The sequence below is a fragment of the Reyranella sp. genome, from assembly GCF_965279625.1.
Taxonomy (GTDB): Bacteria; Pseudomonadota; Alphaproteobacteria; order Reyranellales; family Reyranellaceae; genus Reyranella.
Genome location: NZ_OZ257251.1, coordinates 3,725,477 through 3,748,212 on the forward strand (window position 1 = coordinate 3,725,477; position 22,736 = coordinate 3,748,212).

Consider the following 22,736-nt stretch of genomic DNA (forward strand, 5'->3'; position numbering starts at 1 on the left):
ACGGACACCCGACCTGACAGGAGCGGCGCATGCCTTTCGATGACGACCAGCGCCGTCTCCCAGGAGGGCGCGGAAAGGGCGAGCGGGCCATCAACCTGCCGCCCGCCGTGCTGTGGCTGATCGGCATCAATGTCGCCGTTCAGGTGCTTCGCCAGTTTCTCGGCGAGCAGGCCGATCAGGAGATCATCCTGCAGTTCGGTCTGGTGCCTGCCGCCTACACGACGGACAGCGGCCAGGATCTCTTCTCGCTGCTGGTGGCGCCGATCACCTACCAGTTCCTGCATGGCGGCTGGATGCATCTTGGCATCAACATGCTGACGCTCGCGGCCTTCGGCGCGCCGGTCGAGCGGCTGCTGGGCGTGCGCCGCTTCGTGCTCTTCTACCTGGTGTGCGGCGTCTTCGCGGGTCTCGTGCATGTCCTGGTCTATCCCGAATCGCCCGATCCGGTGGTCGGCGCGTCGGGTGCCATCAGCGGCATCTTCGGCGCCGTGCTGATGCTGATGCGCTACGTCGGCAGCCTGACGTCGCTGCTGCCGGTTGCCGGCATCTGGATCGCGCTCAACGTGTTCTTCGGCCTGTTCGGCGGCATGCCGGGGGCGGGGGGCGAGTCGGTCGCCTGGGTGGCGCACATCGCGGGCTTCCTGTTCGGTCTCGCCGCCATACGCTTCTTCGCACCGCGGACGAGTTAACCCGCTATAGTCGGTCGATGGCCGACAACGGGATTCCGCTGCGTCGAACTCTGGTTGCCAACGCCGTGGCGCTGGCTCCGTCGTGGGGGGCGCTCGCCATCCTCTTTGGCCTCGGCGAGCTGTCGGGCCGCGCCACGCTGATCGCGATGGCCGGCATCGCCGTGGTGACGATGCTCCTGATCCAGCGCTACCTCGGCTCGCTGGCGCGCTTCGCGCGCTTCGTGGGGGAACTCTCGGACGAGCGCGAACCGGTGATGCCCCGCCTTTCCTTCGCCCCCGCCACCGAGGAGCTCGCGACCGCGGCCGCCACCCTGTCGACCGGATGGCGCCGACAGCGCGCCTCGATCGACAATCTGGCGGCCTCGGCCCAGGCGATCGTCGACGGTCTTCCCGATCCCCTGGTCTGTCTCGACCGGCAGCGCCGCATCGTGCGCACCAATCTCGCCGCCGCCCTGCTGCTGGGCAGTCCCGGCGGCTCCGAGCGCGACGTCTCGACGGTGCTGCGCCAGCCGCAGCTCCTGGCAGCCATCGACGCGCTGCTCGAGACCGGCCCCGACGGCAACTTCGCGCGACCCGACCAGAGCGTGGTCGAACTGGTGCTGGCGGGGCCGCCGGAGCTCGACATGGTGGCCCATCTGCGGCGCCTGCCACGGGCCGCCGCCGACGGCTCGCTGGCGCTGATCGTGCTGCACGACACCACGGCCCTGCGCCGCGCCGAGCGCATGCGGGCCGATTTCGTGGCCAACGCCAGCCACGAACTCAAGACGCCGATCGCCGGCCTGGCGGGCTTCATCGAGACCCTGCGCGGCCCGGCCCGCGAGGATACGGCGGCGCGCGAGCGGTTCCTGGGCATCATGGCCGAGCAGGCCGACCGCATGCGCCGCCTGGTCGACGACTTGCTGATGCTGTCGCGCATCGAGCAGCACGAGCATGCAAGGCCCGCCGCCGCCGTCGATCTCGACCGCGTGCTGCGCTCGGTGCTAGACCTGCTGCAGCTCAAGGCCTCCTCACGCAAGGTCAGGCTCGAAATCGACCTGGCCCCCGATCTGCCGCGTGCCGTCGGCGACCATGACGAGCTCATCATCGTCTTCCAGAACCTCATCGACAACGCGGTCAAGTACGCACGGCCCGAGACTTCCGTCAGGGTCGAGGCGCGATGGTCGGGCAAGGACCGCGTGGCGGTCGCGGTCCGGGACGAGGGCGACGGCATTCCGGCCGCGCACCTGCCGCGGCTCACCGAGCGCTTCTACCGTGTCGACACGGCCCGCTCGCGCCAGCTCGGCGGCACCGGCCTGGGGCTCGCCATCGTGAAGCATGTCGTCAATCGCCATCGCGGCCGGCTGGACATCGAGAGCGCGCCGGGAAAGGGCTCGACCTTCACGGTGACCCTGCCGGCTTCGGACGTGGCCTGACTTCTCTGCAGTTGTGACGAAAGCGCATTGTAAGGAAAGCGCCTCATAGTCACGGGCATCGAGTACGCGAGAGTCCGCCCGATGACAGTCAAAGCAAGCGAACCGAGCGAAATCGTGGTGACCGCCCAAATGATCCGGGCCGGTCTCGACGTCGTGAAATCGTGGCCGGCACTGACCGATGGCGAGGCACTGGCCATGGCCTACCGCGCCATGGCGGCGGCGGCGCCTCCCGAAAGTCTAGGCCTCAGCATGCCGACGCCGACGATGCTGCAGGCCCTGCGGATGCTCGGCCACAAGTAGCAGGGCGTAAGCTCGTCGAAATCGGGCTGCCGCAATCGAGCCTCCGTCCACGCCTTCAATGGTGTCGCTCTCAGAGAGCGAAGGAGGATCAGATGATCAAGAAGATGGTGCTCAATTCCGCAATCGTGGCGGCGACGCTGATGCCGATCGCCGCGCTCGCCCAGTCGCCGGACGCGGCCTACTGCTCGGCGTTGGCGGCCAAATACGATCAGTATCTCGACATGAGCTCGAAAGGTGGCCGGCAGCCCCAGAGTCTGGAGACCCGTGTCGCCGTCGAAAAATGCAAGGCGGGCGATACCAGCGGGATCGCGGGGATCGAGAAAGCGCTCAAGGACGCCAAGATCGATCTGCCGTCGAGAGGGTGATCGATCCGGGCGAGGGAGGTTCGATGCGTGTGCTCATCATCGAGGACAGCCGGGATCTGGCCGCGTTGATCGGCAATGCCCTGAAGCATGCGGGCATGGATGCCGACATCGTGGGACTGGCGGATGAGGCGAGGCTCGCCGTCCAGGCCGTGCAGTATGCGGCCATCGTGCTCGATCTCGGCCTTCCCGACGCCGACGGATTGATGGTGCTCGACCAGCTGCGAAAGCGGCACGAAGCGACTCCCGTCGTCATTCTGTCGTCGCGGAGCGCACTGGGCGACCGGGTGAGTGGTCTCGACAGGGGTGCGAGCGATTACATGATCAAGCCCTTTGCGATGGCCGAACTGGTCGCCCGTCTCCGGGCGGTCATGCAGCGTCCGCCGGACATGGCCGCCCCGGTCCTCGCCATGGGCAACCTGACGTTCGATGCCGAGAGCCGTCTCGCGGTGATCGGCGGCAGGACTGTCACCGTTCCGGCCCGGGAGGCCGAGCTGCTGGAAGTCTTCCTGAAGCGGAGCGGAAGGGTGCTGGTCCATGACGTGCTCGATGCGCTGGTCTTCGGGGGCGCGCACGACAAGGCGTCCAACGCGGTCGAAGTGTATGTTCATCGCCTGCGCCGCCTGCTGGCCGATGCCGGTTGCGATGCCGAGATCCACACGATCCGCGGCGTCGGTTATCTCATGCGGCCGTCCATCCCGACCCCGGCGGCTGCGGTCGCCTGATCCCGCCTCGGGGACAACGCCTGATTCCACCGGAACGATCCGCGGCGCACGGGCGTTTCCCAGGCGATGAATCTCATCGACGCCTTGGGTTGGGCGATGGCCACCCAGTTCCAGTCTCACCGTGAGGGCCCGGTTTATCGGCAGGATCGTAAGGGTCGGCCGATTCTCGTGACGGAAGCCGAACGCCGCGGATTCGTCCGGGCTTTCGGCTGGAAGTTCCTGGCGCACGTGGCGGGGTTGATGGCCGCCATCATCGCTGCCGCCGTCGTGACCGCGCAGTTCTATCCCAAGGGAGACGAGCCCGGCGGCTTCGTCCTCATGGGCGGATTGCTGGTCGCGATCGGGCTCGGGCTCTATGCCTCGGTCAAGTGGGCGCTGCATGCCCCCAGTCGCGCGCTGTCCGATCGTCCGACCTTCTCCAGCGGCGCAGCGCGCTGAGCGCGACCATCGCCGCCGGCCGACCAAGAGGGCGGCGACGAGTGCGCCGGCTCCCCGTGATGGACCTCGCGTGCAACGCCGAGGCCGTTCCTCCACCGTGTGTCTTTTGTTCGTAACCAAAGCGTAGCGCGGTCGAAGCCTGCTCCCGGTACCGAGCCTTCCGTGTAGGACCCGGAGGCCGGATGCTGCGACTGGAAGGCGTTACCAAGAGCTTCGGCGGCAAGAAGGCCGTGGACAGCGTTTCGCTCGTCGTGCCGACGGGCCAGCTCGTGGGCGTGATCGGTCGGTCCGGCGCCGGCAAGTCGACCCTCCTGCGCATGATCAATCGCCTGGGCGACCCGACGTCGGGCCGGATCCTGTTCGGCGACACCGACGTCACCGCGCTGCGCGGCCGGCCGCTGCGCGCCTGGCGCGCCCGCTGCGCCATGATCTTCCAGCAGTTCAACCTCGCCGGCCGCCTCGACGTGCTGACCAACGTCATGATGGGCCGCGCCTTCCACATGCCGCCCACGCGGGCGCTCCTGAAGCTGTGGAACGACGAGGAGAAGGCGCAGGCCCTGTCCGCGCTCGAGAGCCTCGACATGGCGCGGATGGCCGGCCAGCGCGCCGAGACCCTGTCCGGCGGCCAGCAGCAGAGGGTGGCGATTGCCCGCGCGCTCGTGCAGGAGCCCGACATCGTGCTGGCCGACGAGCCCATCGCCTCGCTCGATCCTCGCAACACCAAGGTGGTGATGGACGCGCTGCAGCACATCAACCGCCATCTTGGCATCACCGTGGTCTGCAATCTCCACAGTCTCGACCTCGCGCGGACCTACTGCGACCGGCTGGTCGGCATGGCCGGCGGGCGTGTCGTGTTCGACGACGTGCCGGCCGCGCTCACCGAAGAGATCTCGCGCGAGCTCTACGGGCTCGAGGCGGGCGATGTGATGGGCCATGGCCTGCCGTCACCCGCCTCTCTACCCGCCGCCGCCCAGCCGGGATTCGCCCTCGCCGGTTCCTGACCTCTTTCCCGACGTTTCGCTTCCTCAAGGAGAACCCGCCATGCTCACCCGTCGTCTCGCGCTGGGCGCTGCCCTCGCTGTCTCGTCGCTCGCTTCCCTCGGCACCGCTCACGCCCAGTCGTGGAAGAGCGCCTATCCCGAGCTCGTCTTCGCCGTCATCCCGGCCGAGAACGCGTCGGGCGTGACTGAGCGCTATGGTCCGTTCATCGAGTACCTGTCGCAGACGCTGGGCACCAAGGTGACGCTGCGCGTCGCCAACGACTACGCCGCTGTCATCGAGGGCCAGCGCAACGGCAGCATCCATATCGCGGGCTACGGCCCGGCCTCCTATGCCCGCGCCATCGTCACCGGCGTCAAGGTCGAGCCCTTCGTCACGACGGTGAACAGCGACGGGACGGTCGGCTACTATTCGGTTTTCTACGTGCGCGCCGACAGCCCCTACAAGTCGATCGACGACCTCAAGGGCAAGAACCTCGGCCTGGTCGATCCCAACTCGACCTCGGGCAACAATGTCCCGCGCTTTGCGCTGAACAAGCTCAAGCTCAATCCCGAGACCTTCTTCGGCCGCGTGACCTACACCGGCAGCCATGAGAATGCGGTGATCGCGCTGCAGCAGAAGACGGTCGACGTCGCCGCCAACTGGTGGAATGCCGAGAGCGACTCGAACCTGACGCGCATGGCGTCCAAGGGCCTGGCCAAGCAGGAAGACTTCCGCATCATCTACAAGTCGGACCTGATCCCCAACTCGCCCTTCGCCTATCTCGCCAGCCTGCCGCCCGACCTGAAGGCCGCCATCACCAAGGCCTTCATGGAATCGCCGACCAAGGCGAAGGCGGCGTTCGACAAGCTGTCCGACGGCAAGGATCGCGGATTCCAGGCGGTCGACGCGCAGTATTACGAGCCCGTGGTCGAACTCATCAAGTTCATCGACCAGCTCCGCAAGCAGAAGAGCTGATCGGCCCGGACTTCGTTTCCGCGCTCGCTTTGTCTTGAGTACGCACGTCACACGTCTGCCCGAGGCGCAGTTGAGGCCGCTCATGGCGGCCTACGACGCCTCGGTGCGGTCGCGTCGCTGGCACACGCTGCTGATGGCGGCGTGTATCGCGGCGGCGATGCTTCTCGCGTCGATCTCGGCCGAGGTGTCGCCGGTCAGGTTCTTCGAGAACATCCATCGTTTCCCGAGCTACATCATCCGCCTGTTCCACCTCGAGAACGGCCAGCCGGTCTGGACGGACTTCGGGGAGTGGTTCTGGGGCCTCGGCCGCTGGTTCCGGCTGCTCTGGGAAACCTTGCTGATGGCTTACGTCGGCACGCTCCTGGGCGCGGTGGCGGCCTCGTGCCTCGCTTTCCTGGGGGCGGCGAACGTGGCGCCGGCCCGTTGGGTGCGCCTGCTCGTGCGCCGCTTCTGCGAACTCTGCCGCACCGTGCCGGAGCTGGTCTTCGCGCTGCTCTTCGTCATCGCCTTCGGGCTCGGTCCCATGGCGGGCGTGCTGGCGGTCGTGATCCATACGCTGGGCGCGCTCGGCAAGCTGTTTGCCGAGGTCGTCGAGAACATCGACATGAAGCCGGTCGAGGGCGTGTCGTCGACGGGCGCGTCCTGGCATGTCGCCATGCGCTTCGGCGCCCTGCCGCAGGTCCTGTCCAATTTTGCGAGCTATGCGTTGCTGCGCTTCGAGATCAACGTGCGCGGCGCCGCCGTCATGGGCTTCGTCGGCGCCGGCGGCATCGGCCAGGACCTGATCGAGGCGATCCGCAAATTCTACTATTCCGATGTCTCGGCGATCCTGGTGATGATCCTGCTCACCGTCGCGGTCATCGACAGCCTGACCTCGTTGCTGCGTCACCGCCTGATCGGTCTCGAAGGGAAGAACTGATGGACGCCGTGCGCGACCGCTATCCCGAACATTTCCAGCGCCTCGGGCCGCAGCGCCTGCCCATGATCGCCGTGGCGACCGCCATGCTCGTCCTCCTCCTGTACGGCATGGAGGTGCTGGGCTTCTTCGACGGCAAGCTTCTGTCGGGCATGGGCCGGCTGGTCGAGATCGCCGGCCTGATGCTGCCGCCCGATCCCGGGTCGTGGGCGCATGCGCGGGCCTATGGCATGGCGCTGATCGAGACGGTAGCGATTGCGCTGCTGGGCACCCTGTCGGCGGCGGTCCTCGCCCTGCCGGTCGGTCTGCTCGCCGCGCGCAACGTCACGGCCCAGCGCATCGTGCGCTTCCTCGCCCGGCGCTCGCTCGACACCATCCGCAGCGTCGACATCCTCATCTGGGCGCTGATCTGGATCAACGTCGTGGGGCTCGGACCCTTCGCCGGGGCGCTCGCCATCATGACCTCCGACATCGGCAGCTTCGGCAAGCTGTTCTCCGAGGCGATCGAGGCGGCCGACCGCAAGCCGGCCGAAGGCATCGACTCGACCGGCGGTAGTCACTTCATGGGTATCCGCTTCGGCATCCTGCCCGAGGTCTTTCCCGTGCTGGTGAGCCAGGTCCTCTACTACTTCGAATCCAACACCCGGTCGGCCACCATCATCGGCATCGTCGGCGCGGGTGGCATCGGCCTGCATCTCGCCGAGGCGATCCGGACGCTGGAATTGCAGCAGACGTCCTTCATTATCCTGATGATCCTGGTCACCGTGGCGGCCATCGACCTGGTGTCGAGCCAGCTGCGCTTCGCCATGATCGGCCGTCGCGGGGGAGTGAGCGCTTGAGCGAGCCATCCGAAGAATCGACAGCGGGCCTGCCCCGCTATGCGCTCTACTACGCGCCGCGTGCGGAAGAGGCGCTGGCCGTGGCTGCCAGCCGATGGCTCGGTCGCAACGCCGAGACGGGTGAGGCCCGCGACATCGTTCCCGTGAGCGGCCTTTCCCACGAGCGCCTGACGACCCTCGTGGCCGATCCTCGTCTCTACGGCTTTCACGGGACGCTGAAGCCGCCGATCGCTTTGGTCGACGGCGCGACCGAGCGCGATTTCGTCGACGCCGTCGGCAGCTTCGCCGCGACCGAGCGCCAGATCGACGTACCTGCGCTGGCCCTGGCCGAAGTGCAGGATTTCCTCGCGCTGGTGCCGGCGGACCGTTGCGCCGCGCTTCAGGATTTCTCGGATCTCTGCATCGTGGAGTTCGACGAATTCCGCCGTCCCGCCGACGAGGCCGAACTGACGCGCCGGCGCGCCGCGGGCCTGACCCAGCGGCAGGAGAATCTGCTGCTGCGCTGGGGCTATCCCTATGTTCTCGAGCAGGGCCAGTTTCACCTGACCCTCACCGGGCGGGTGAAGGAAGCGCGCGAACGCGCCGTCATCCTCGACGAGCTGCGCCGGCGCTTCATGGCCTTCATCGACCGGCCGCTGGCCGTGCGCGACCTTTGCGTCTTCCGTCAGCCGGCGCCGGGCCGGCCCTTCACCGTGCTGGCGCGGTTCAGGCTCGGCGGAGGACGGCGTCTGTCCACCCAGGTCTGGCGAGCAGCCTGAGAAAGACCGCGGCCGCGTCGTCGAGGCTGCCGTCGTTGACGATCGTCACCAGGCGCGGGTCGTCGACCTCGTAGGCGTCGGCGCGCTGCAGCCGCTCCGCCGCTTCGATCGCCGATTCGCGGCCGCGGCCGGCGAGGCGCTGCCGGAGCCGTTCCGCCGGCGCCGTGATCAGCACCGGACGGGCCTGCGAATCGAGGCCGCCGGTTCTCAGGAAATGGTCGCGCGAGCCGCTCACCACGACGGTCAGGCCGGCGGCCCGCCAGTCGTGGATCTCGCGGCCGACGCCGTAATCGTTGCCATGGGCGTTCCAGTGATAGGCGAACAGGCCATAGGCGCGACGAGTCGCGAACTCCTCGTGCGTCAGCGCGACATGGTTCTCGCCGCCGCTGTCGGCCGGCCGGGTGATGTAGCGGTGCGCGAACACCACCGGCGCTCCCGGCGGCAACAGGGTCCGGGCTCGCCCGAGGACCGAGTCCTTGCCGGCGCCGGAGGGACCCATGACATAGACCAGCGAGCCTTCCATGTCGGTTCCGGCTCAGACGACGCGTTCGCCTTCGCGCCACACGGCGCGCACGACGGCCGCGCCGTCGACAGTGCGTACGCGCACCAGGTCGGCGCGGCGCTCGGGCGCGATCTCGCCGCGATCGCCAAGGCCGACGGCCCGGGCCGGATTGAGTGTAGCGAGGCGCACGGCCTGCGGCAGGGAGATGCCGATGCCGGAGGAGGGCAGCTTGAACACACTCTCCATCAGGCTGGCCGGCACATAGTCCGAGGACAGGATGTCGACATGGCCGGCGCGCAGCAGGTCGATGGCGGCGATGTTGCCGGAATGCGAGCCACCCAGCACGAGGTTGGGCGCACCCATCAGAATGGCGAGGCCGGCCTCGCGCGAGGCGCTGGCGGCTTCGTGCGTGGTCGGGAATTCGGCGATTGTCATGCCGTTGGCGACGGCTTCCTGGACATGGCCGTGCGTCGCATCGTCATGGCTGGCGATCGGCAGGGCGCGCGCCTGGGCGCGGCTCACGATCTCCCGGCGATGTTTCGCGGCGTTGCGATGGTGAAGCCCGGTGACGCGGATCGAGAATTCCTCGAACTGCTCGTCGGTCATCGCGTGCTTGCCCTTGTAGTATTGCTTCAGCTTCTCCGGATCGAGGAACTGGCGCTGGCCGGGCGTATGGTCGTTGATCGACACCAGGCCGACCAGCGGCAGGTCGATCCATTTGTCGACGGCTTCGACGGCATCGTCGGCCGTGATCTCGCAGCGCAGGTGGATACGGTGCTCGGCGCGGGTCATGCGCCGGTCATTGGCCATGCAGACGGCCTCGATCATGCGCTCGCGGTTCTCGACGCGGTCGGATTTGCCGTGGACGTCGCCCAGGGCCAGCGAATCGAACACCGTCGTGATGCCGGCGGCGCTGACCTGGGTGTCGTGCGCCATCACCGCCGACACGCTTGGCCATTTCACGCCGGGACGCGGGGCGAAGTGCTTCTCCATATTGTCGGTGTGCAGCTCGACCAGGCCGGGCACGAGATAGTCGCCCTCGAGATCGAGGGCGCCCGCGGCATGGGACCGCTCGGTATCGATCTCCACGATGCGGCCGTCGCGAACGACGACGGTGCCGTCGAATTCCGCATCGGCGGTGACGACGCGGGCGTTGGTGAAGATGGTCTCGAGGCTCATGTGGAAACTCCGGCCAGAGAGGCTGGGGGAACTGAGGCGGGGGGAAGGACTTCGTGCACACGGGTCGCGACCGCATCGCGCACATCGGCATCGTGGAAGATGCCGACGATGGCGGCGCCGGCGTTGCGGCGTTGGCAGATCAGTTCGACCACGCCGTCTCGGTTGGCGGCGTCGAGCGACGCCGTCGGCTCGTCGAGCAGCAGGATCGGATAGTCGACGATCAGCGAGCGGGCGATGTTGACCCTCTGCTGTTCGCCGCCGGAGAAGGTCGCGGGCGGCAGCGCCCACAGCCGCGCGGGAATGCCGAGCATGGCCAGCAGGAACTCCGCGCGTTGACGTGCCTCGACGGGATCGGTGCCGCGCCGCCGGAGCGGCTCGGCCACGACGTCGGCGGCCGAGACCCGCGGGATCACGCGCAGGAACTGGCTGACGAAGCCCATGGTGCGGTGACGTACGTCGAGCACGGTGCGGGCCTCGGCGCCGACCAGCTCGGTCCAGGCATCGTCCTGCCGCACGCGGATCGAACCGCTGTCGGCGCGATAGTTGCCGTAGAGCGAGCGCAGCAGGGTGCTCTTGCCGGCGCCCGACGGGCCGACCAGCGCCAGGCATTCGCCGGGCGAGACCGCCAGCGACACGCCGCGCAGCACGGGGAGCGACAGGCCACCCTGGGCATGGACGGTGAACGACTTGGCGAGACCGGAGACGCGCAGCGCGGGTTGGGAGGAGGTCATGATCGCGTCACACCGGCAGGATCGAGGCAACAAGCATCTGCGTGTAGGGATGCTGCGGATCGTCGAGCACCTGGTCGGTGAGCCCCTGCTCCACGACCGCGCCGCCCTGCATCACCATCAACCGGTGCGTCAGTAGCCGCGCGACGCCGAGATCGTGGGTCACCAGTACGACCGACAGGTGCAGCCCTTCGACCAGGCCGCGCAGCAGGTCGAGGAGGCGGGCCTGCACCGAGACGTCGAGGCCGCCGGTTGGCTCGTCCATGAAGACCAGCCGCGGATTGCTGACGAGGTTGCGCGCGATCTGCAGGCGCTGGCGCATGCCGCCGGAGTAGGTGCCGGGACGGTCGTCGAGGCGGTCGACGTCGATCTCGACCCGCGCCATCCAGTCGGCGGCCTGGCCGCGGATCTCGCCGTAGTGGCGAGCCCCCACCGCCATCAGCCGCTCGCCGATGTTGGCGCCGGCGCTGACGCCCATGCGCAATCCTTCGCGGGCATCCTGGTTCACAAAGCCCCATTCGGTTCGCGCCAGCAGCCGGCGGCGGGCCTCCGAGAGGCAGTGCACGTCCACAGTGCCGGCGGACCTCGTCTCGTAGACGACGGAGCCGCCGTCGGGCTGGAGGCGGCCGGCCAGGCAATTGAGCAGCGTCGTCTTGCCGGAGCCCGATTCACCCACGATGCCCAGCACCTCGCCGGGCCACAGGTCGAAGCTCACCTCGCGGCAAGCGATGCGACCGCCGAAGCGCTTGCTGACGCCGCGCACGGAGAGCAGCGGCGCGCTCATCGCCGGCTCTCGCAATAGTCGGTGTCGGAGCAGACGAACAGGCGCTTGCCGTCATCGTCGACGATCATCTCGTCGAGGAAGCTCTCGGTCGAGCCGCAGAGCGCGCAGCACTCGGTCCAGGTCTCGATCTCGAACGGATGATCGTCGAAGTCGAGACTCTTGACCGGCGTGTGCGGCGGCACCGCATAGATGCGCTTCTCGCGGCCCGCGCCGTAGAGCTGCAGTGCCGGGCTGCGATCGAGCTTGGGATTGTCGAACTTCGGGATGGGGGAGGGGCTCATGATGTAACGCCCGTTCACCATCACCGGATAGTTGTAGGTCTTGGCGATGCGGCCGTGGCCGGCGATGCTCTCATACAGGCTCACCTGCATGACGCCGTACTCCGACAACGCATGCAGCGTCCGCGTCTCGGTCTCGCGCGGCTCGAGCATGCGCAGCGGCTCGGGAATCGGCACCTGGAAAACCAGGATCTGTCCGTCGGTCAACGGCGTCTCGGGCACGCGATGACGGGTCTGGATGATGGTGGCTTCCCCGGTGTGCGTCGTCGTGGCCACGTCGGCGACCCGGGCGAAGAAGCGGCGGATCGAGACGGCGTTGGTCGTGTCGTCGGCGCCCTGGTCGATCACCTTCAGCGTGTCTTCGCGGCCGATGATGGCGGCGGTCACCTGGATGCCGCCCGTGCCCCAGCCATAGGGCAGCGGCATCTCGCGAGCCCCGAACGGCACCTGATAGCCCGGCACCGCCACCGCCTTGAGGATGGCGCGGCGGATCATCCGCTTGGTCTGCTCGTCGAGATAGGCGTAGTTGTAGGCGCCGTCCTGCGGGAGCGTGTCGTGGATCGTCGTGTCAGGCATGGTTCACTCCGCCGCCTGGGCGAGGCCGGCCTGCTCACGGCGCTTCTCGACCTCGGCGCGCAGCATGCGCACCACCACCAGTTCGGACTGGAAATCGACATAGTGCGGCAGCTTCAGGTGCTGCACGAAGCCCGAGCCCTCGACATTGTCGCTGTGGGCCAGCACGAATTCCTCGTCCTGGGCGGGCGAGGTCGCGGCCTCGCCGAACTCCTCGGCGCGGAGCGCGCGGTCGACCAGCGCCATCGCCATCGCCTTGCGCTCGGCATGTCCGAAGGCCAGGCCATAGCCGCGCGTGAACTGCGGCGGCACGTCATGCGAGCCGGCGAACTGGTTGACCATGTCGCACTCGGTCACTTCGATCTCGCCGATCTCGATGGCGAAACCCAGCTCTTCCGGTACGAACGACACCGGCACGTGGCCGTAGCGGATCTCGCCGACGAAGGGATGGTTGTTGCCGTAGCCGCGCTGCGTCGAATAGCCGAGCGCCAGCAGGAAGCCCTCGTCGCCGCGCGCCAGGTTCTGCAGGCGCAGCGGCCGGCTGGCCGGCAGCACCAGCGGCTCGCGCGTCAGGTCGCGCGCTTCGCCGTCATCGCGGGACGGTGGCGGTTCGAGCAGGCCATCGCGCTGCAGGATGTCGCCGACGCGCGGCAGGGCGTGGCTGGCATCGGCCGGTGCGGTCGGTGCTTCGGGACGTTCGCCCGACGCGGCCAGCGAGAAGTCGAGCAGGCGGTGGGTGTAGTCGTAGGTCGGGCCCAGCACCTGTCCGCCCGGCACGTCCTTGAAGGTCGAGGAGATGCGGCGCTCCGCCACCATGCGGGTGGTATCGAGCGGCTCCGACGCGCCGAAGCGCGGCAGGGTGGTGCGATAGGCGCGCAGCAGGAAGATCGCCTCGATGAGGTCGCCGCGCGCCTGCTTGATCGCCAGCGCGGCCAGGCCGCGGTCGTAACAGGAGCCTTCCGTCATCACGCGATCGACGGCGAGGCCGAGCTGCTGGTCGATCTGTTCGAGCGACAGCTCGGCGACATCGCGGTCGCCGCGACGCTTGTCGGCCAGGAGATCGAGCGAATGGGCGATGGCGGTCTCGCCGCCCTTGACCGCGACATACATGGTCAGGCCTCCACGGCGACGCTGCGCGGCAGCGCGATGAGTTGGGATCCCGAGGCGAAGACGATATCGACGCCGCAGGGGAACAGGGCATAGTTGGCGGTCCAGGCCGGCCAGAAGCCGTCGCCCAGCCCGTCGATCGCGACCTGGATCTCGCCATCGATGCCGGGTCCCCGCCAGATCGTGGCGCGGCCGCCCTCGAGCGCCGGCACTTCGATCACCAGCGTGGCGGCGCGGTCGGGATAGGTGTCGGTGCCGATGGCAAAGCCTGCGAACGGTTCGCCACCGCCGGCGATGATCACGGCGAAGGCGGCGGCCTCGCGCGCAGGGACGAGCGGCGCACCGGCATGGAAGCGCAGGAAGTCGCGGACCTCCTGCTTGTCGACTCCGGCTTCGAGCCAGAGCGGTGTCTCGCGATCGGCGAAGGTGAGCAGGAAGGCTGCGGCCGCCGGGCTGAGCGTGCCCGGGCCAACCGGTGCATCGCGCAGTTCGACGATGCGGCCGGGATGGGAGAAGGCGTCGAGCACACTGCGGAACAGGCGTTGCGCATCGTGCGACGGATCGGCGAAGCCGGGCGCGAGGAGCGTCGTGCTCATGCGCCGGCCTCACGCGCGACGGTGAAGAAATCCACCCGGGTGGCGGCGGCGCGCGCGGCGATCAGGCGATGGCGCGCCTCGGCCTCATCGGCGAGCGGCGCCACGATCTCGGCCTCGAGTCTTTCGGTCCAATCCGCGCGCTGCCCCAGCGCATCGACCGCGGCGGCGATCTCGGCATGGCGTGCATCGCGGCCGCGAACGTAGCCGAAGCCCATCTCGCCGCTGTCGAGGCGCACGGCGGCGCGCGTCACCGTCATCTCGCCCGCACAGAAGGGCGCGCCGGTGCCCGAGATACGGCCCTGCACCATGACGAGCCCGATCTCGGGGCGGCGCAGGACAGTGTAGGGAGGAGCAGCCCCGAGGGCCTGCCAGAGGCACGCGAGCCGCGCACCAGGCGCCTTCGCGAGGACGGAAAGCCATCGCTGACGACGCGCGATCAGTGGGGTGGAAGGCATGGGGTGCTCTCGAAAGAGGCGCACCTTCGTGGGGCTGCGTTACCGTTCCGAGGGCGGAGCGTTAAACTATTGTGACGGCTGGCGGCCTTGCCCCTCGAGCGTCTAACTCGTTGATTTAGATCAAATATTTACGAACGAGCGGCCGCCATCCTGTGCAAGAGGCCGCCTCTGTAACCGGATTGTCATTTATCCGTCATATGAGAGAGACGTACGGCTCCTAGATGACGGGCGCTTCGAAATTCATAGAAGGAGACCCCCGTGAACCTTTCCAAGATCGTCCTCGCGACAGCCTTCGCGCTGTCTCCGGCGGCCGCCTATGCCATCGACATCTCCGGCGCCGGCGCCACCTTCCCCTACCCGGTCTATGCCAAGTGGGCCGACGCCTACAAGAAGGAGACCGGCAACGGTCTCAACTACCAGTCGATCGGCTCGGGCGGCGGCATCAAGCAGATCAAGGCCAAGACCGTGACCTTCGGCGCCACCGACGCCCCGCTCACGGGCAAGGATCTCGAAGAGTCGGGTCTTGTGCAGTTTCCGATGGTGATGGGTTCGGTGACGCCGGTCGTCAATCTCGAAGGCATCAAGCCGGGCGAGCTGGTGCTCGACGGGCCGACGCTGGCAAACATCTATCTCGGCCAGATCAAGAGCTGGGACGATGCGGCGATCGCCAAGCTCAACCCCAACGTCAAGCTGCCGAAGCAGGCCATCGTGCCGGTGCGTCGTTCGGACGGATCGGGCACGACCTACAATTTCGCCTACTACCTGGCCGAGGTGAGCCCGGACTGGAAGACGAAGGTCGGCGTGAGCACGGCGCTGCAGTGGCCGGTGGGCATTGGCGCCAAGGGCAACGAAGGCGTGGCCGGTAACGTGGCGCAGACCAAGGGCTCGATCGGCTATGTCGAGTACGCCTACGCCAAAGAGAACAAGATGATCTTCACCAAGATGATCAACAAGGCGGGCAAGGCTGTCGCCCCGGGCTCGGATACGGTGCAGTCCGCCGCGGCGAGCGCCGACTGGAACTCCAAGCCGGGCTTCGGCGTGATCCTGGCCAACCAGCCGGGCGACCAGTCCTGGCCGATGGCGGCCGCGACCTGGATCCTGATGTACAAGAAGCCGGAGAAGATGGCGGAGTCGGCCGAGGCGCTGAAGTTCTTCGCCTGGGCCTACACCAAGGGCGATGCCATGGCGGACTCGCTCGACTACGTGCCGATGCCCCAGAACGTCGTCAACGACATCATGAAGATGTGGGCGGCGGAAATCAAAGACGCCAGCGGCAAGCCGCTGTACTCGCCGACGAACTAAACGGTGACGGGGCGGGTGGCGACACCCGCCCTTCATTCTTGGGGGGCTTATGGCTTCGGGGGAGCGCGACGTGAGTGAAGTTGCATTGAAGGGCGCAAGCGCGCCGGCGGCGGCATCCGCCTCGCGGGCGGCGGTGCTTCGACGCCTGAGATTGACGGACTCGATATTCCACGGGCTGACGCGCGGCGCTTCGCTCGCCGTGCTCGCCCTGCTGAGCGGCGTCATTATCGCCCTCGTCATCGGTGCTGCGCCGGCGCTCGGCACGTTCGGCTTCGGCTTCCTGTTCGACGAATCCTGGAACCCGGTGACCGAGCGGTTCGGCGCCCTGGCGCCGATCTTCGGCACCCTGGTGACGTCGTTCATCGCGATGGTGATCGCGGTGCCGGTCGGCCTGATGGTCGCCTTCTTCCTGACCGAGCTCTGCCCGAAGGTGCTACGCCGCCCGATCGGTATCGCCATCGAGCTGCTGGCCGGCATCCCCAGCATCATCTACGGCATCTGGGGCCTGTTCGTCTTCGCGCCTTTCCTGCAGCAGTACGTGCAGCCCTTCTTCATCGGCGCGTTCGAGAACGTGCCGGTGCTGTCGACGCTGTTCGCGGGCCCGCCGTACGGCATCGGCATGTTCACCGCCGGCCTCATCCTGGCGATCATGGTGCTGCCGTTCGTGACCTCGATCTCACGCGACGTGTTCGACGCGGTGCCGCCGGTCCTCAAGGAAGCGGCCTACGGTGTCGGCTGCACGACCTGGGAAGTGTTCCGCTACGTCGTCCTGCCGTTCACGCGGGTCGGCGTCATCGGCGGCTTCATGCTGGGCCTCGGCCGCGCGCTGGGCGAGACGATGGCCGTCACCTTCGTGATCGGCAACGCCCATCACGTCTCGGCCTCGCTGTTCGCACCGGGCACGACGATCTCTGCCTCGATCGCCAACGAATTCACCGAAGCGGTGGGCGATCTCTACACCTCGTCGCTGGTCGCGCTCGGCCTCATCCTCTTCTTCATCACCTTCATCGTGCTGGCGATCGCCCGCTACATGCTGATGCGCCTGCAGCGGCAGGGAGGGAAGTAAGATCATGGCTACCACTGCCTCCAAGACGGCCGCCATGGACAGTCCGCTCTACGCGGGCCGCCGCCGCCGCAACACCATCGCCAAGAGCCTGGCGTACGCTGCAACCGTTTTCGGACTGGGCTGGCTTGTCCTGATCCTGGGTGTGCTGCTCTACAAGGGCATCGGCGGGCTCTCGCTCGCGGTGTTCACCGAGAACACGCCGCCGCCGGGCGCCGCCGGCGGTCTGCTCAACGCAATCATGGGCAGCATCGTGATGACCGTGCTGGCGGTGGTGATCGGCACGCCGATCGGCGTCCTGGCCGGTACCTACCTCGCGGAGTACGGCCGTCACGACAAGCTCTCGAGCGTCGTACGCTTCATCAACGACATCCTGCTCAGCGCGCCGTCGATCGTGATCGGCCTGTTCGTCTACGAGATCCTCGTGGCACCGATGGGCCACTTCTCGGGATGGGCCGGCGCCGTTGCCCTGGCCGTCATCGTGATCCCCGTCGTCGTGCGCACGACCGAGGATATGCTCAACCTGGTGCCCGACACGCTGCGCGAGGCGGCCGCCTCGATCGGCCTGCCGCGCGCCCACATGATCGTCCGCATCGCCTACCGCGCGGCGCAGGCCGGCATCGTCACCGGCACCCTGCTGGCCGTTGCCCGCATCAGCGGTGAGACGGCGCCGCTGCTGTTCACCGCCCTGAACAACCAGTTCTTCAGCATGAACATGAATGCGCCGATGCCCAGCCTGCCGGTGGTCATCTTCCAGTTCGCTTTGTCGCCCTACGCCGAATGGCAGAAGCTCGCCTGGACCGGTGCGCTTCTGATCACCGTCACCGTGCTGGGACTCAGCATCCTGGCCCGTTCGCTCACCTCCGCGAGGAAATCCTGATGTCCATGCAATCCACGGAAACGCCCAGCGTCGCCGTTCCCGTCGCCAGCCACGCCAAGCTCGACGTTTCGAAGCTTACGCCCAAGATCACGCTCAAGAACCTAGAGTTCTTCTACGGCGACAGCCGGGCGCTCAAGGGCATCACCATGTCGCTCTACGCCAACAAGGCGACGGCGTTCATCGGCCCCTCGGGCTGCGGCAAGTCGACCCTGCTGCGCATCCTGAACCGCATGTACGACCTCTACCCCGGCCAGCGCGCGACCGGCGACGTGATGTTCGACGGCGACAACCTCCTGCGCGAAGGCCAGGACATCAACCTCCTGCGCGCGCGCATCGGCATGGTGTTCCAGAAGCCGACGCCGTTCCCGATGACGATCTACGAGAACATCGCCTTCGGCGTTCGGCTTTACGAAAACCTGCCCAAGTCGGAACTCGACGGGCGCGTGGAGCACGCGCTGCGTCGCGGCGCGCTGTGGGACGAGGTCAAGGACAAGCTGAACGCCAGCGGCCTCAGCCTGTCGGGCGGCCAGCAGCAGCGCCTCTGCATCGCCCGTACCGTGGCGGTGAAGCCCGAAGTCATCCTGTTCGACGAACCCTGCTCGGCGCTCGACCCGATCTCGACGGCGAAGATCGAGGAACTGATCGACGAGCTGAAGCAGGACTACACGATCGTGATCGTGACCCACAACATGCAGCAGGCCGCGCGCGTCTCCGACTTCACCGCCTTCATGTATCTGGGCGAGCTGGTCGAGTTCGGCGCGACGGCCACGCTCTTCACCACCCCGACCGACAAGCGCACCCAGGCCTACATCACCGGCCGGTTCGGCTGATCGGCCAAGAGAACGAGAAGAAGGGACAAACCATGCCCGAACATACCCTGAAGCGGTTCGACGAGGAGCTGGAGCGGCTGAGCGCCACGATCAGCGAGATGGGCGGCCTCACCGAGAGCCAGCTCGCCCAGGCCCTGCGGGCGCTGCGCGAGCGCGACACGGAGGTCGCCGAGAAGGTGATCGTCGAGGATCCGCGCGTCGATGCCCTCGACGAGGCGGTGCAGGAGCAGACGGTGCGCCTGTTGGCCCTGCGCCAGCCGATGGCGGTCGACCTGCGCGTCATCCTGTCGTCGATCAAGATCGCGGCAGCGCTCGAGCGCATCGCCGACTATGCCAAGAACACGGCGAAGCGCAGCATCGTGCTGAGTCAGACGACCGCACCGGCCTCGGCCATCGCCGGGATCGACCGGCTGGGCCGCCTGGTGCGCGCTGCCCTCAAGGACGTGCTCGATGCCTTTGCCCACGGCGACGTCGCCAAGGCCCGCGACGTGTGGGAGCGAGATGAAGAGATCGACCAGGTCTACACCGGCCTGTTCCGCGAGCTTCTCACCTACATGATGGAGGATCCGCGCACGATCACCGGGTGCACGCATCTCATGTTCATGGCCAAGAACATCGAGCGCGCCGGCGATCATGTCACCAACATCGCCGAACTCGTGAGCTTCCGCTCGACCGGTCACGGCTTCGAGGAAGACCGGCCGAAGGGCAGCGCCGCCATGTACGCCACGACCGGCACCGAGACGGGGCCGACGCCGTGACGATGGTCGCCACCAGCCCCGCGCGGCGTGAGGCGCACACCTCCTCGATGAGGCCGCACGTGCTGGTCGTCGAGGACGAGACGGCGCTGGTCGAGTTGCTGCGCTACAATCTCGAACAGTCCGGCTTCAAGGTCGCCGTCGCCTATGACGGCGAGGAGGCGCTGCGCTCGGTCCAGGAGGATGTGCCCGACCTCATCCTGCTCGACTGGATGCTGCCGCTGATGTCCGGCATCGAGGTCTGCCGCCAACTGCGCCGCCAGACGTCGACCGCTAATGTTCCGATCATCATGCTGACGGCGCGGGGGGAGGAGGGCGACCGCGTGCGCGGCCTCGACGCCGGTGCCGACGATTACGTCCCGAAGCCCTTCTCGCCCACCGAACTGGTCGCGCGCATTCGCGCCGTGCTGCGGCGCATCCGGCCGGCGCTTGCCGACGAGGCGTTGTCCTACGCCGACATCGTCATGGATCTGGTGGCGCATCGCGTGACGCGCGGCGGCAAGCCGCTGCATCTCGGTCCCACGGAGTTCCGCCTGTTGCGTCACTTCATGGAACATCCCGGCCGCGTCTTCTCGCGCGAGCAGCTCCTCGATTCGGTGTGGGGCAAGGATGTCTATGTCGAGGCCCGTACCGTCGACGTCCATATCCGCCGCCTGCGCATCGCGCTGAACGGCGACAGCCATGCCGACGTGATCCGCACGGTCCGCGCCGCCGGCTACGCCCTCGATTCGACGCCCGGCTGATCCCGCACGGCCGGGGGCAGGGTTGTGCCGCCGGGTTTTCCACACGGCCAGTAACGGTTTTGTAGCGTCGAGGGCTTAAACAGAGCTTGCCCGTTCCTTGCAGGCACCCCACGCCCCGCACCCCTGGAACGGGCCGGTTCCCCGGCTCGGAAACGACACCGCAGCCGAGCCACTGGCCCCTCCTTCCGTCAGGAAGGAGGGGTTTCTTTTTCGAAGTGACGGCGCACGATGACCGCCAGCACCAGCGCGGGCAGGCCGAGCAGCGCGGTGTAGACGAAGAAGATCGCGTAACCGCCGAACTTGTGGGTGGCGGTGAAGTCTTCCTGCAGCCTGTCAACGACCCATCCGGAGGAGCCACCGAGCAGCTTGCCGGGGAGGGTCATGATCGAGGTGAAGAGCGCGTACTGCGTCGCCGTGTAGGCCGTGTTGGTCAGTCCGGACAGGAAGGCGATGAAGATCGAACCGGACATGCCGCCCACCAGATTGTCGACGCTGATCGCGATGGTGAGAATCAGCAGATCAGGTTCGCCCACCCAGGCGAGCCACGAGAAGGTGAGATTGCTCGCCGCGATCAGGAATACCGCCGGCGCCAGAAGTCGCGCCGCACCCATGCGGAACACCAGCGCCCCGCCCAGCAGCGCGCCCAGGATCGTCATCACGAAGCCAAAGATCTTGGAGACGTCGGCGATCTGGTCCTTGCTGAAACCCATGTCGATGTAGAACGGGTTGGCCATGACGCCCATGGCGATGTCCGACAGCCTGAACAGGCCGATGAACAGCAGCAGCAGGACGGCCATCCAGCGGAAGCGCGCGAAGAAGTCGACGAACGGGCAGACGATCGCGCCATAGACGAAGATCAGTGCCTTGCGCACCCAGCCGGGCATGGTCCCGAGACCCGCGGCGAAGGCGGCGACCTTGCCTTCGAGCTCGCTCGTCCCGGCGGTCGCGCGTCGCTCGGGCTCCGAGATCAGGAGGGTCGTGAGGATGCCGACGAAGCCGAGCGCCGCCATCGTCTGGTAGGCCGCCGTCCAGGAGACGAACTGGGCCATGTAGAGGGCGCCCGCGCCGGCGGCGAGGACGGCGATGCGGTAGCCGAGCTGGTAGGTCGCCGCGGTTGCCCCCTGCAGGCTCGCATCCGTCGCTTCGATGCGGCAGGCATCGAGGGCGATGTCCTGTGTGGCCGACGAGAACGCGACGACCAGCGCGAACACGACCATCCACCACAGGTCGGTGCGCGGGTCGCAGAACGCCATGGCGAGCAGCCCGCCCGCGATCCCGCTCTGCGCCAGCAGCATCCAGGATCGGCGTCGCCCCAGCCATCGGGTCAGCAGCGGCAGTGGCACGCGATCGACGACCGGCGACCACACGAACTTGAAGGAGTAGGTGATGCCGATCCAGCTGATGAAGCCGATGGCGGTACGGCTGATCCCGTACTCGCGCAGCCACGCCGACAGCGTCGAAAAGACCAGCAGGAAGGGCAGCCCGGCCGAGAAGCCGAGAAACAGGAACTGGATGACGCGGGGATGGCGGTAGGTCGCAAGCGACTCCCGCCATCCCTTCGCCGGAGCGCCAGCGCTCAAATCAGGCCCTTCAGCGCCTGCTCGGGCCGGGCGCCGACATGGGAAATCACCTCGGCCGCGGCGATGCCGCCCAGCCGCGCGCACTCGGCCAGCGGCTTGCCGTGGGTGAAGCCGAACAGGAAGCCCGCGGCGTAGAGATCGCCGGCGCCGGTGGTGTCGACGACCTTGGCGACGGGGGCCGCCGGGACCTCGTAGGTTTCATCGCCCTTGACCACGACCGAGCCCTTCTCGCTGCGCGTGAGGGCGGCGATCTTGGCTTCCTTGCGGACTTCGGCGAGCGCCTGCTCGAAGGTCTCGACCTCGTAGAGCGCTTTGATCTCGGCCTCGTTGCCGAACAGGATGTCGACCTTGTTGCGGATCAGGTCGCGGAACTCGTCGCGATAGCGATGGACGCAGAAGGAATCCGACAGTGTGATCGAGACCTTGCGGCCGGCGGCGCGGGCGGCGTCGAAGGCCTTGAGCACCGCCTGCTTGGCGGCCGGCGCGTCCCACAGATAGCCCTCGACATAGGTGACCTGCGCCGAGGCGACGAGCTTGGCATCGATGTCGGCCGGGCCGAGACCGGTGCAGGCGCCGAGATAGGTGTTCATCGTCCGCTGGGCGTCGGGCGTCACCAGGATCAGGCAGCGTGCCGTCGCCGGACCGTCTGTCGCGGCCGGCGTCTCGAACGAGACACCCGTCGCCTTGAGATCGTGGCCGAACACGCCGCCGAGCTGGTCGTTGCGCACCTTGCCGATATAGGCGCCCTTGCCGCCGAACGAGGCGATACCGGCCATCGTGTTGCCGCACGAGCCGCCGGACACTTCGACACCGGGGCCCATGCCGGCGTAGAGCTGCTCGGCGCGCTCCTCGTCGATCAGCATCATGCTGCCCTTCACCAGACCGTGCTTGCCGAGGAAGGCCTCGTCGGACCGCGAGATGACGTCGACGATGGCGTTGCCGATTCCCAGCACGTCGAAGGTAGCGGATGTCATGATGTCTCCCAC

General features: G+C 67.5%; 27 protein-coding genes. 17 read left to right on the top strand and 10 right to left on the bottom strand.

Annotated features, from left to right (window positions below; genetic code table 11):
- The first annotated feature begins 29 nt into the window (after nt 1-29).
- The 11 genes from ACQY78_RS18005 to ACQY78_RS18055 all read left to right on the top strand — a co-directional run bounded on the left by ACQY78_RS18005 (nt 30) and on the right by ACQY78_RS18055 (nt 8,395).
- Nucleotides 30-689, top strand: coding sequence for a rhomboid family intramembrane serine protease (locus tag ACQY78_RS18005; RefSeq protein ID WP_428677279.1), 660 nt, complete (start codon nt 30-32; stop codon nt 687-689).
- 17 nt (nt 690-706) lie between these two features.
- Entirely contained in the window at nt 707-2,101 is a 1,395-nt protein-coding gene (locus tag ACQY78_RS18010) for an ATP-binding protein (RefSeq protein WP_428677281.1), read from the top strand.
- Nucleotides 2,102-2,182: 81 nt separating this feature from the next.
- On the top strand, nt 2,183-2,401 hold the full coding sequence (locus ACQY78_RS18015) for a hypothetical protein (RefSeq protein WP_428677283.1): 219 nt from the start codon (nt 2,183-2,185) through the stop codon (nt 2,399-2,401).
- A gap of 92 nt (nt 2,402-2,493) precedes the next feature.
- Nucleotides 2,494-2,766, top strand: a complete 273-nt coding sequence (locus tag ACQY78_RS18020; RefSeq protein ID WP_428677285.1) for a hypothetical protein — start codon at nt 2,494-2,496, stop codon at nt 2,764-2,766.
- Between the two features lie 23 nt (nt 2,767-2,789).
- The gene (locus ACQY78_RS18025; RefSeq protein WP_428677286.1) at nt 2,790-3,488 is read left to right on the top strand and encodes a response regulator; all 699 of its coding nucleotides are present in this window, start codon (nt 2,790-2,792) and stop codon (nt 3,486-3,488) included.
- A gap of 66 nt (nt 3,489-3,554) precedes the next feature.
- Nucleotides 3,555-3,926 (top strand): hypothetical protein, encoded by a 372-nt coding sequence (locus ACQY78_RS18030; protein ID WP_428677288.1) that lies wholly within the window; start codon nt 3,555-3,557, stop codon nt 3,924-3,926.
- A 182-nt stretch (nt 3,927-4,108) separates the two neighbouring features.
- A complete protein-coding gene (phnC, locus tag ACQY78_RS18035; RefSeq protein ID WP_428677290.1) occupies nt 4,109-4,927 on the top strand; it encodes a phosphonate ABC transporter ATP-binding protein in 819 nt (272 codons plus the stop codon).
- Nucleotides 4,928-4,967: 40 nt separating this feature from the next.
- On the top strand, nt 4,968-5,882 hold the full coding sequence (phnD, locus tag ACQY78_RS18040; protein ID WP_428677291.1) for a phosphonate ABC transporter substrate-binding protein: 915 nt from the start codon (nt 4,968-4,970) through the stop codon (nt 5,880-5,882).
- A 34-nt stretch (nt 5,883-5,916) separates the two neighbouring features.
- Nucleotides 5,917-6,801: a phosphonate ABC transporter, permease protein PhnE gene (gene phnE / locus ACQY78_RS18045; RefSeq protein ID WP_428677293.1), complete on the top strand. Its 885-nt coding sequence runs from the start codon at nt 5,917-5,919 to the stop codon at nt 6,799-6,801.
- Nucleotides 6,801-7,637, top strand: a complete 837-nt coding sequence (phnE, locus tag ACQY78_RS18050) for a phosphonate ABC transporter, permease protein PhnE (RefSeq protein WP_428677294.1) — start codon at nt 6,801-6,803, stop codon at nt 7,635-7,637. Before phnE (ACQY78_RS18045) ends, phnE (ACQY78_RS18050) begins: the two co-directional genes overlap by 1 nt.
- Nucleotides 7,634-8,395, top strand: a complete 762-nt coding sequence (locus ACQY78_RS18055; RefSeq protein WP_428677296.1) for a DUF1045 domain-containing protein — start codon at nt 7,634-7,636, stop codon at nt 8,393-8,395. Before phnE (ACQY78_RS18050) ends, ACQY78_RS18055 begins: the two co-directional genes overlap by 4 nt.
- On the opposite strand, the gene phnN is transcribed toward ACQY78_RS18055, so the two are convergent.
- From phnN to phnG, 8 genes are read right to left on the bottom strand one after another with little or no spacing between them, the layout of a single operon-like run.
- On the bottom strand, nt 8,343-8,918 hold the full coding sequence (gene phnN / locus ACQY78_RS18060) for a phosphonate metabolism protein/1,5-bisphosphokinase (PRPP-forming) PhnN (RefSeq protein ID WP_428677298.1): 576 nt from the start codon (nt 8,916-8,918) through the stop codon (nt 8,343-8,345). The two genes, ACQY78_RS18055 and phnN, sit on opposite strands and share 53 nt — an antisense overlap.
- 12 nt (nt 8,919-8,930) lie before the next feature.
- Nucleotides 8,931-10,076, bottom strand: a complete 1,146-nt coding sequence (locus tag ACQY78_RS18065; protein WP_428677300.1) for an alpha-D-ribose 1-methylphosphonate 5-triphosphate diphosphatase — start codon at nt 10,074-10,076, stop codon at nt 8,931-8,933.
- Entirely contained in the window at nt 10,073-10,807 is a 735-nt protein-coding gene (gene phnL / locus ACQY78_RS18070) for a phosphonate C-P lyase system protein PhnL (RefSeq protein WP_428677302.1), read from the bottom strand. Before phnL ends, ACQY78_RS18065 begins: the two co-directional genes overlap by 4 nt.
- A gap of 7 nt (nt 10,808-10,814) precedes the next feature.
- Nucleotides 10,815-11,588, bottom strand: coding sequence for a phosphonate C-P lyase system protein PhnK (gene phnK / locus ACQY78_RS18075; protein ID WP_428677304.1), 774 nt, complete (start codon nt 11,586-11,588; stop codon nt 10,815-10,817).
- Nucleotides 11,585-12,442, bottom strand: a complete 858-nt coding sequence (locus ACQY78_RS18080) for an alpha-D-ribose 1-methylphosphonate 5-phosphate C-P-lyase PhnJ (RefSeq protein ID WP_428677305.1) — start codon at nt 12,440-12,442, stop codon at nt 11,585-11,587. The genes phnK and ACQY78_RS18080 overlap by 4 nt, the downstream gene beginning before the upstream one ends.
- Before the next feature lie 3 nt (nt 12,443-12,445).
- Nucleotides 12,446-13,549, bottom strand: coding sequence for a carbon-phosphorus lyase complex subunit PhnI (locus tag ACQY78_RS18085; protein WP_428677306.1), 1,104 nt, complete (start codon nt 13,547-13,549; stop codon nt 12,446-12,448).
- Between the two features lie 2 nt (nt 13,550-13,551).
- Nucleotides 13,552-14,142 (bottom strand): phosphonate C-P lyase system protein PhnH, encoded by a 591-nt coding sequence (gene phnH / locus ACQY78_RS18090; protein WP_428677308.1) that lies wholly within the window; start codon nt 14,140-14,142, stop codon nt 13,552-13,554.
- Nucleotides 14,139-14,597: a phosphonate C-P lyase system protein PhnG gene (phnG, locus tag ACQY78_RS18095; protein ID WP_428677309.1), complete on the bottom strand. Its 459-nt coding sequence runs from the start codon at nt 14,595-14,597 to the stop codon at nt 14,139-14,141. Before phnG ends, phnH begins: the two co-directional genes overlap by 4 nt.
- Before the next feature lie 258 nt (nt 14,598-14,855).
- Here phnG and pstS point away from each other — a divergent pair, with 258 nt between their 5' ends.
- From pstS to phoB, 6 genes are read left to right on the top strand one after another with little or no spacing between them, the layout of a single operon-like run.
- Nucleotides 14,856-15,899, top strand: coding sequence for a phosphate ABC transporter substrate-binding protein PstS (gene pstS / locus ACQY78_RS18100; RefSeq protein ID WP_428677311.1), 1,044 nt, complete (start codon nt 14,856-14,858; stop codon nt 15,897-15,899).
- Nucleotides 15,900-15,948: 49 nt separating this feature from the next.
- On the top strand, nt 15,949-16,965 hold the full coding sequence (gene pstC, locus ACQY78_RS18105; RefSeq protein ID WP_428677313.1) for a phosphate ABC transporter permease subunit PstC: 1,017 nt from the start codon (nt 15,949-15,951) through the stop codon (nt 16,963-16,965).
- A 4-nt stretch (nt 16,966-16,969) separates the two neighbouring features.
- Nucleotides 16,970-17,842, top strand: coding sequence for a phosphate ABC transporter permease PstA (pstA, locus tag ACQY78_RS18110; protein ID WP_428677315.1), 873 nt, complete (start codon nt 16,970-16,972; stop codon nt 17,840-17,842).
- 5 nt (nt 17,843-17,847) lie between these two features.
- On the top strand, nt 17,848-18,672 hold the full coding sequence (gene pstB, locus ACQY78_RS18115) for a phosphate ABC transporter ATP-binding protein PstB (protein ID WP_428686427.1): 825 nt from the start codon (nt 17,848-17,850) through the stop codon (nt 18,670-18,672).
- 32 nt (nt 18,673-18,704) lie between these two features.
- A complete protein-coding gene (gene phoU / locus ACQY78_RS18120) occupies nt 18,705-19,430 on the top strand; it encodes a phosphate signaling complex protein PhoU (RefSeq protein WP_428677317.1) in 726 nt (241 codons plus the stop codon).
- Between the two features lie 47 nt (nt 19,431-19,477).
- Nucleotides 19,478-20,170, top strand: coding sequence for a phosphate regulon transcriptional regulator PhoB (gene phoB / locus ACQY78_RS18125; RefSeq protein ID WP_428686429.1), 693 nt, complete (start codon nt 19,478-19,480; stop codon nt 20,168-20,170).
- Between the two features lie 188 nt (nt 20,171-20,358).
- On the opposite strand, the gene ACQY78_RS18130 is transcribed toward phoB, so the two are convergent.
- On the bottom strand, nt 20,359-21,750 hold the full coding sequence (locus ACQY78_RS18130) for an AmpG family muropeptide MFS transporter (protein ID WP_428677319.1): 1,392 nt from the start codon (nt 21,748-21,750) through the stop codon (nt 20,359-20,361).
- The gene (locus tag ACQY78_RS18135) at nt 21,747-22,724 is read right to left on the bottom strand and encodes an adenosine kinase (RefSeq protein ID WP_428677321.1); all 978 of its coding nucleotides are present in this window, start codon (nt 22,722-22,724) and stop codon (nt 21,747-21,749) included. Before ACQY78_RS18135 ends, ACQY78_RS18130 begins: the two co-directional genes overlap by 4 nt.
- Between the last annotated feature and the right edge of the window lie 12 nt (nt 22,725-22,736).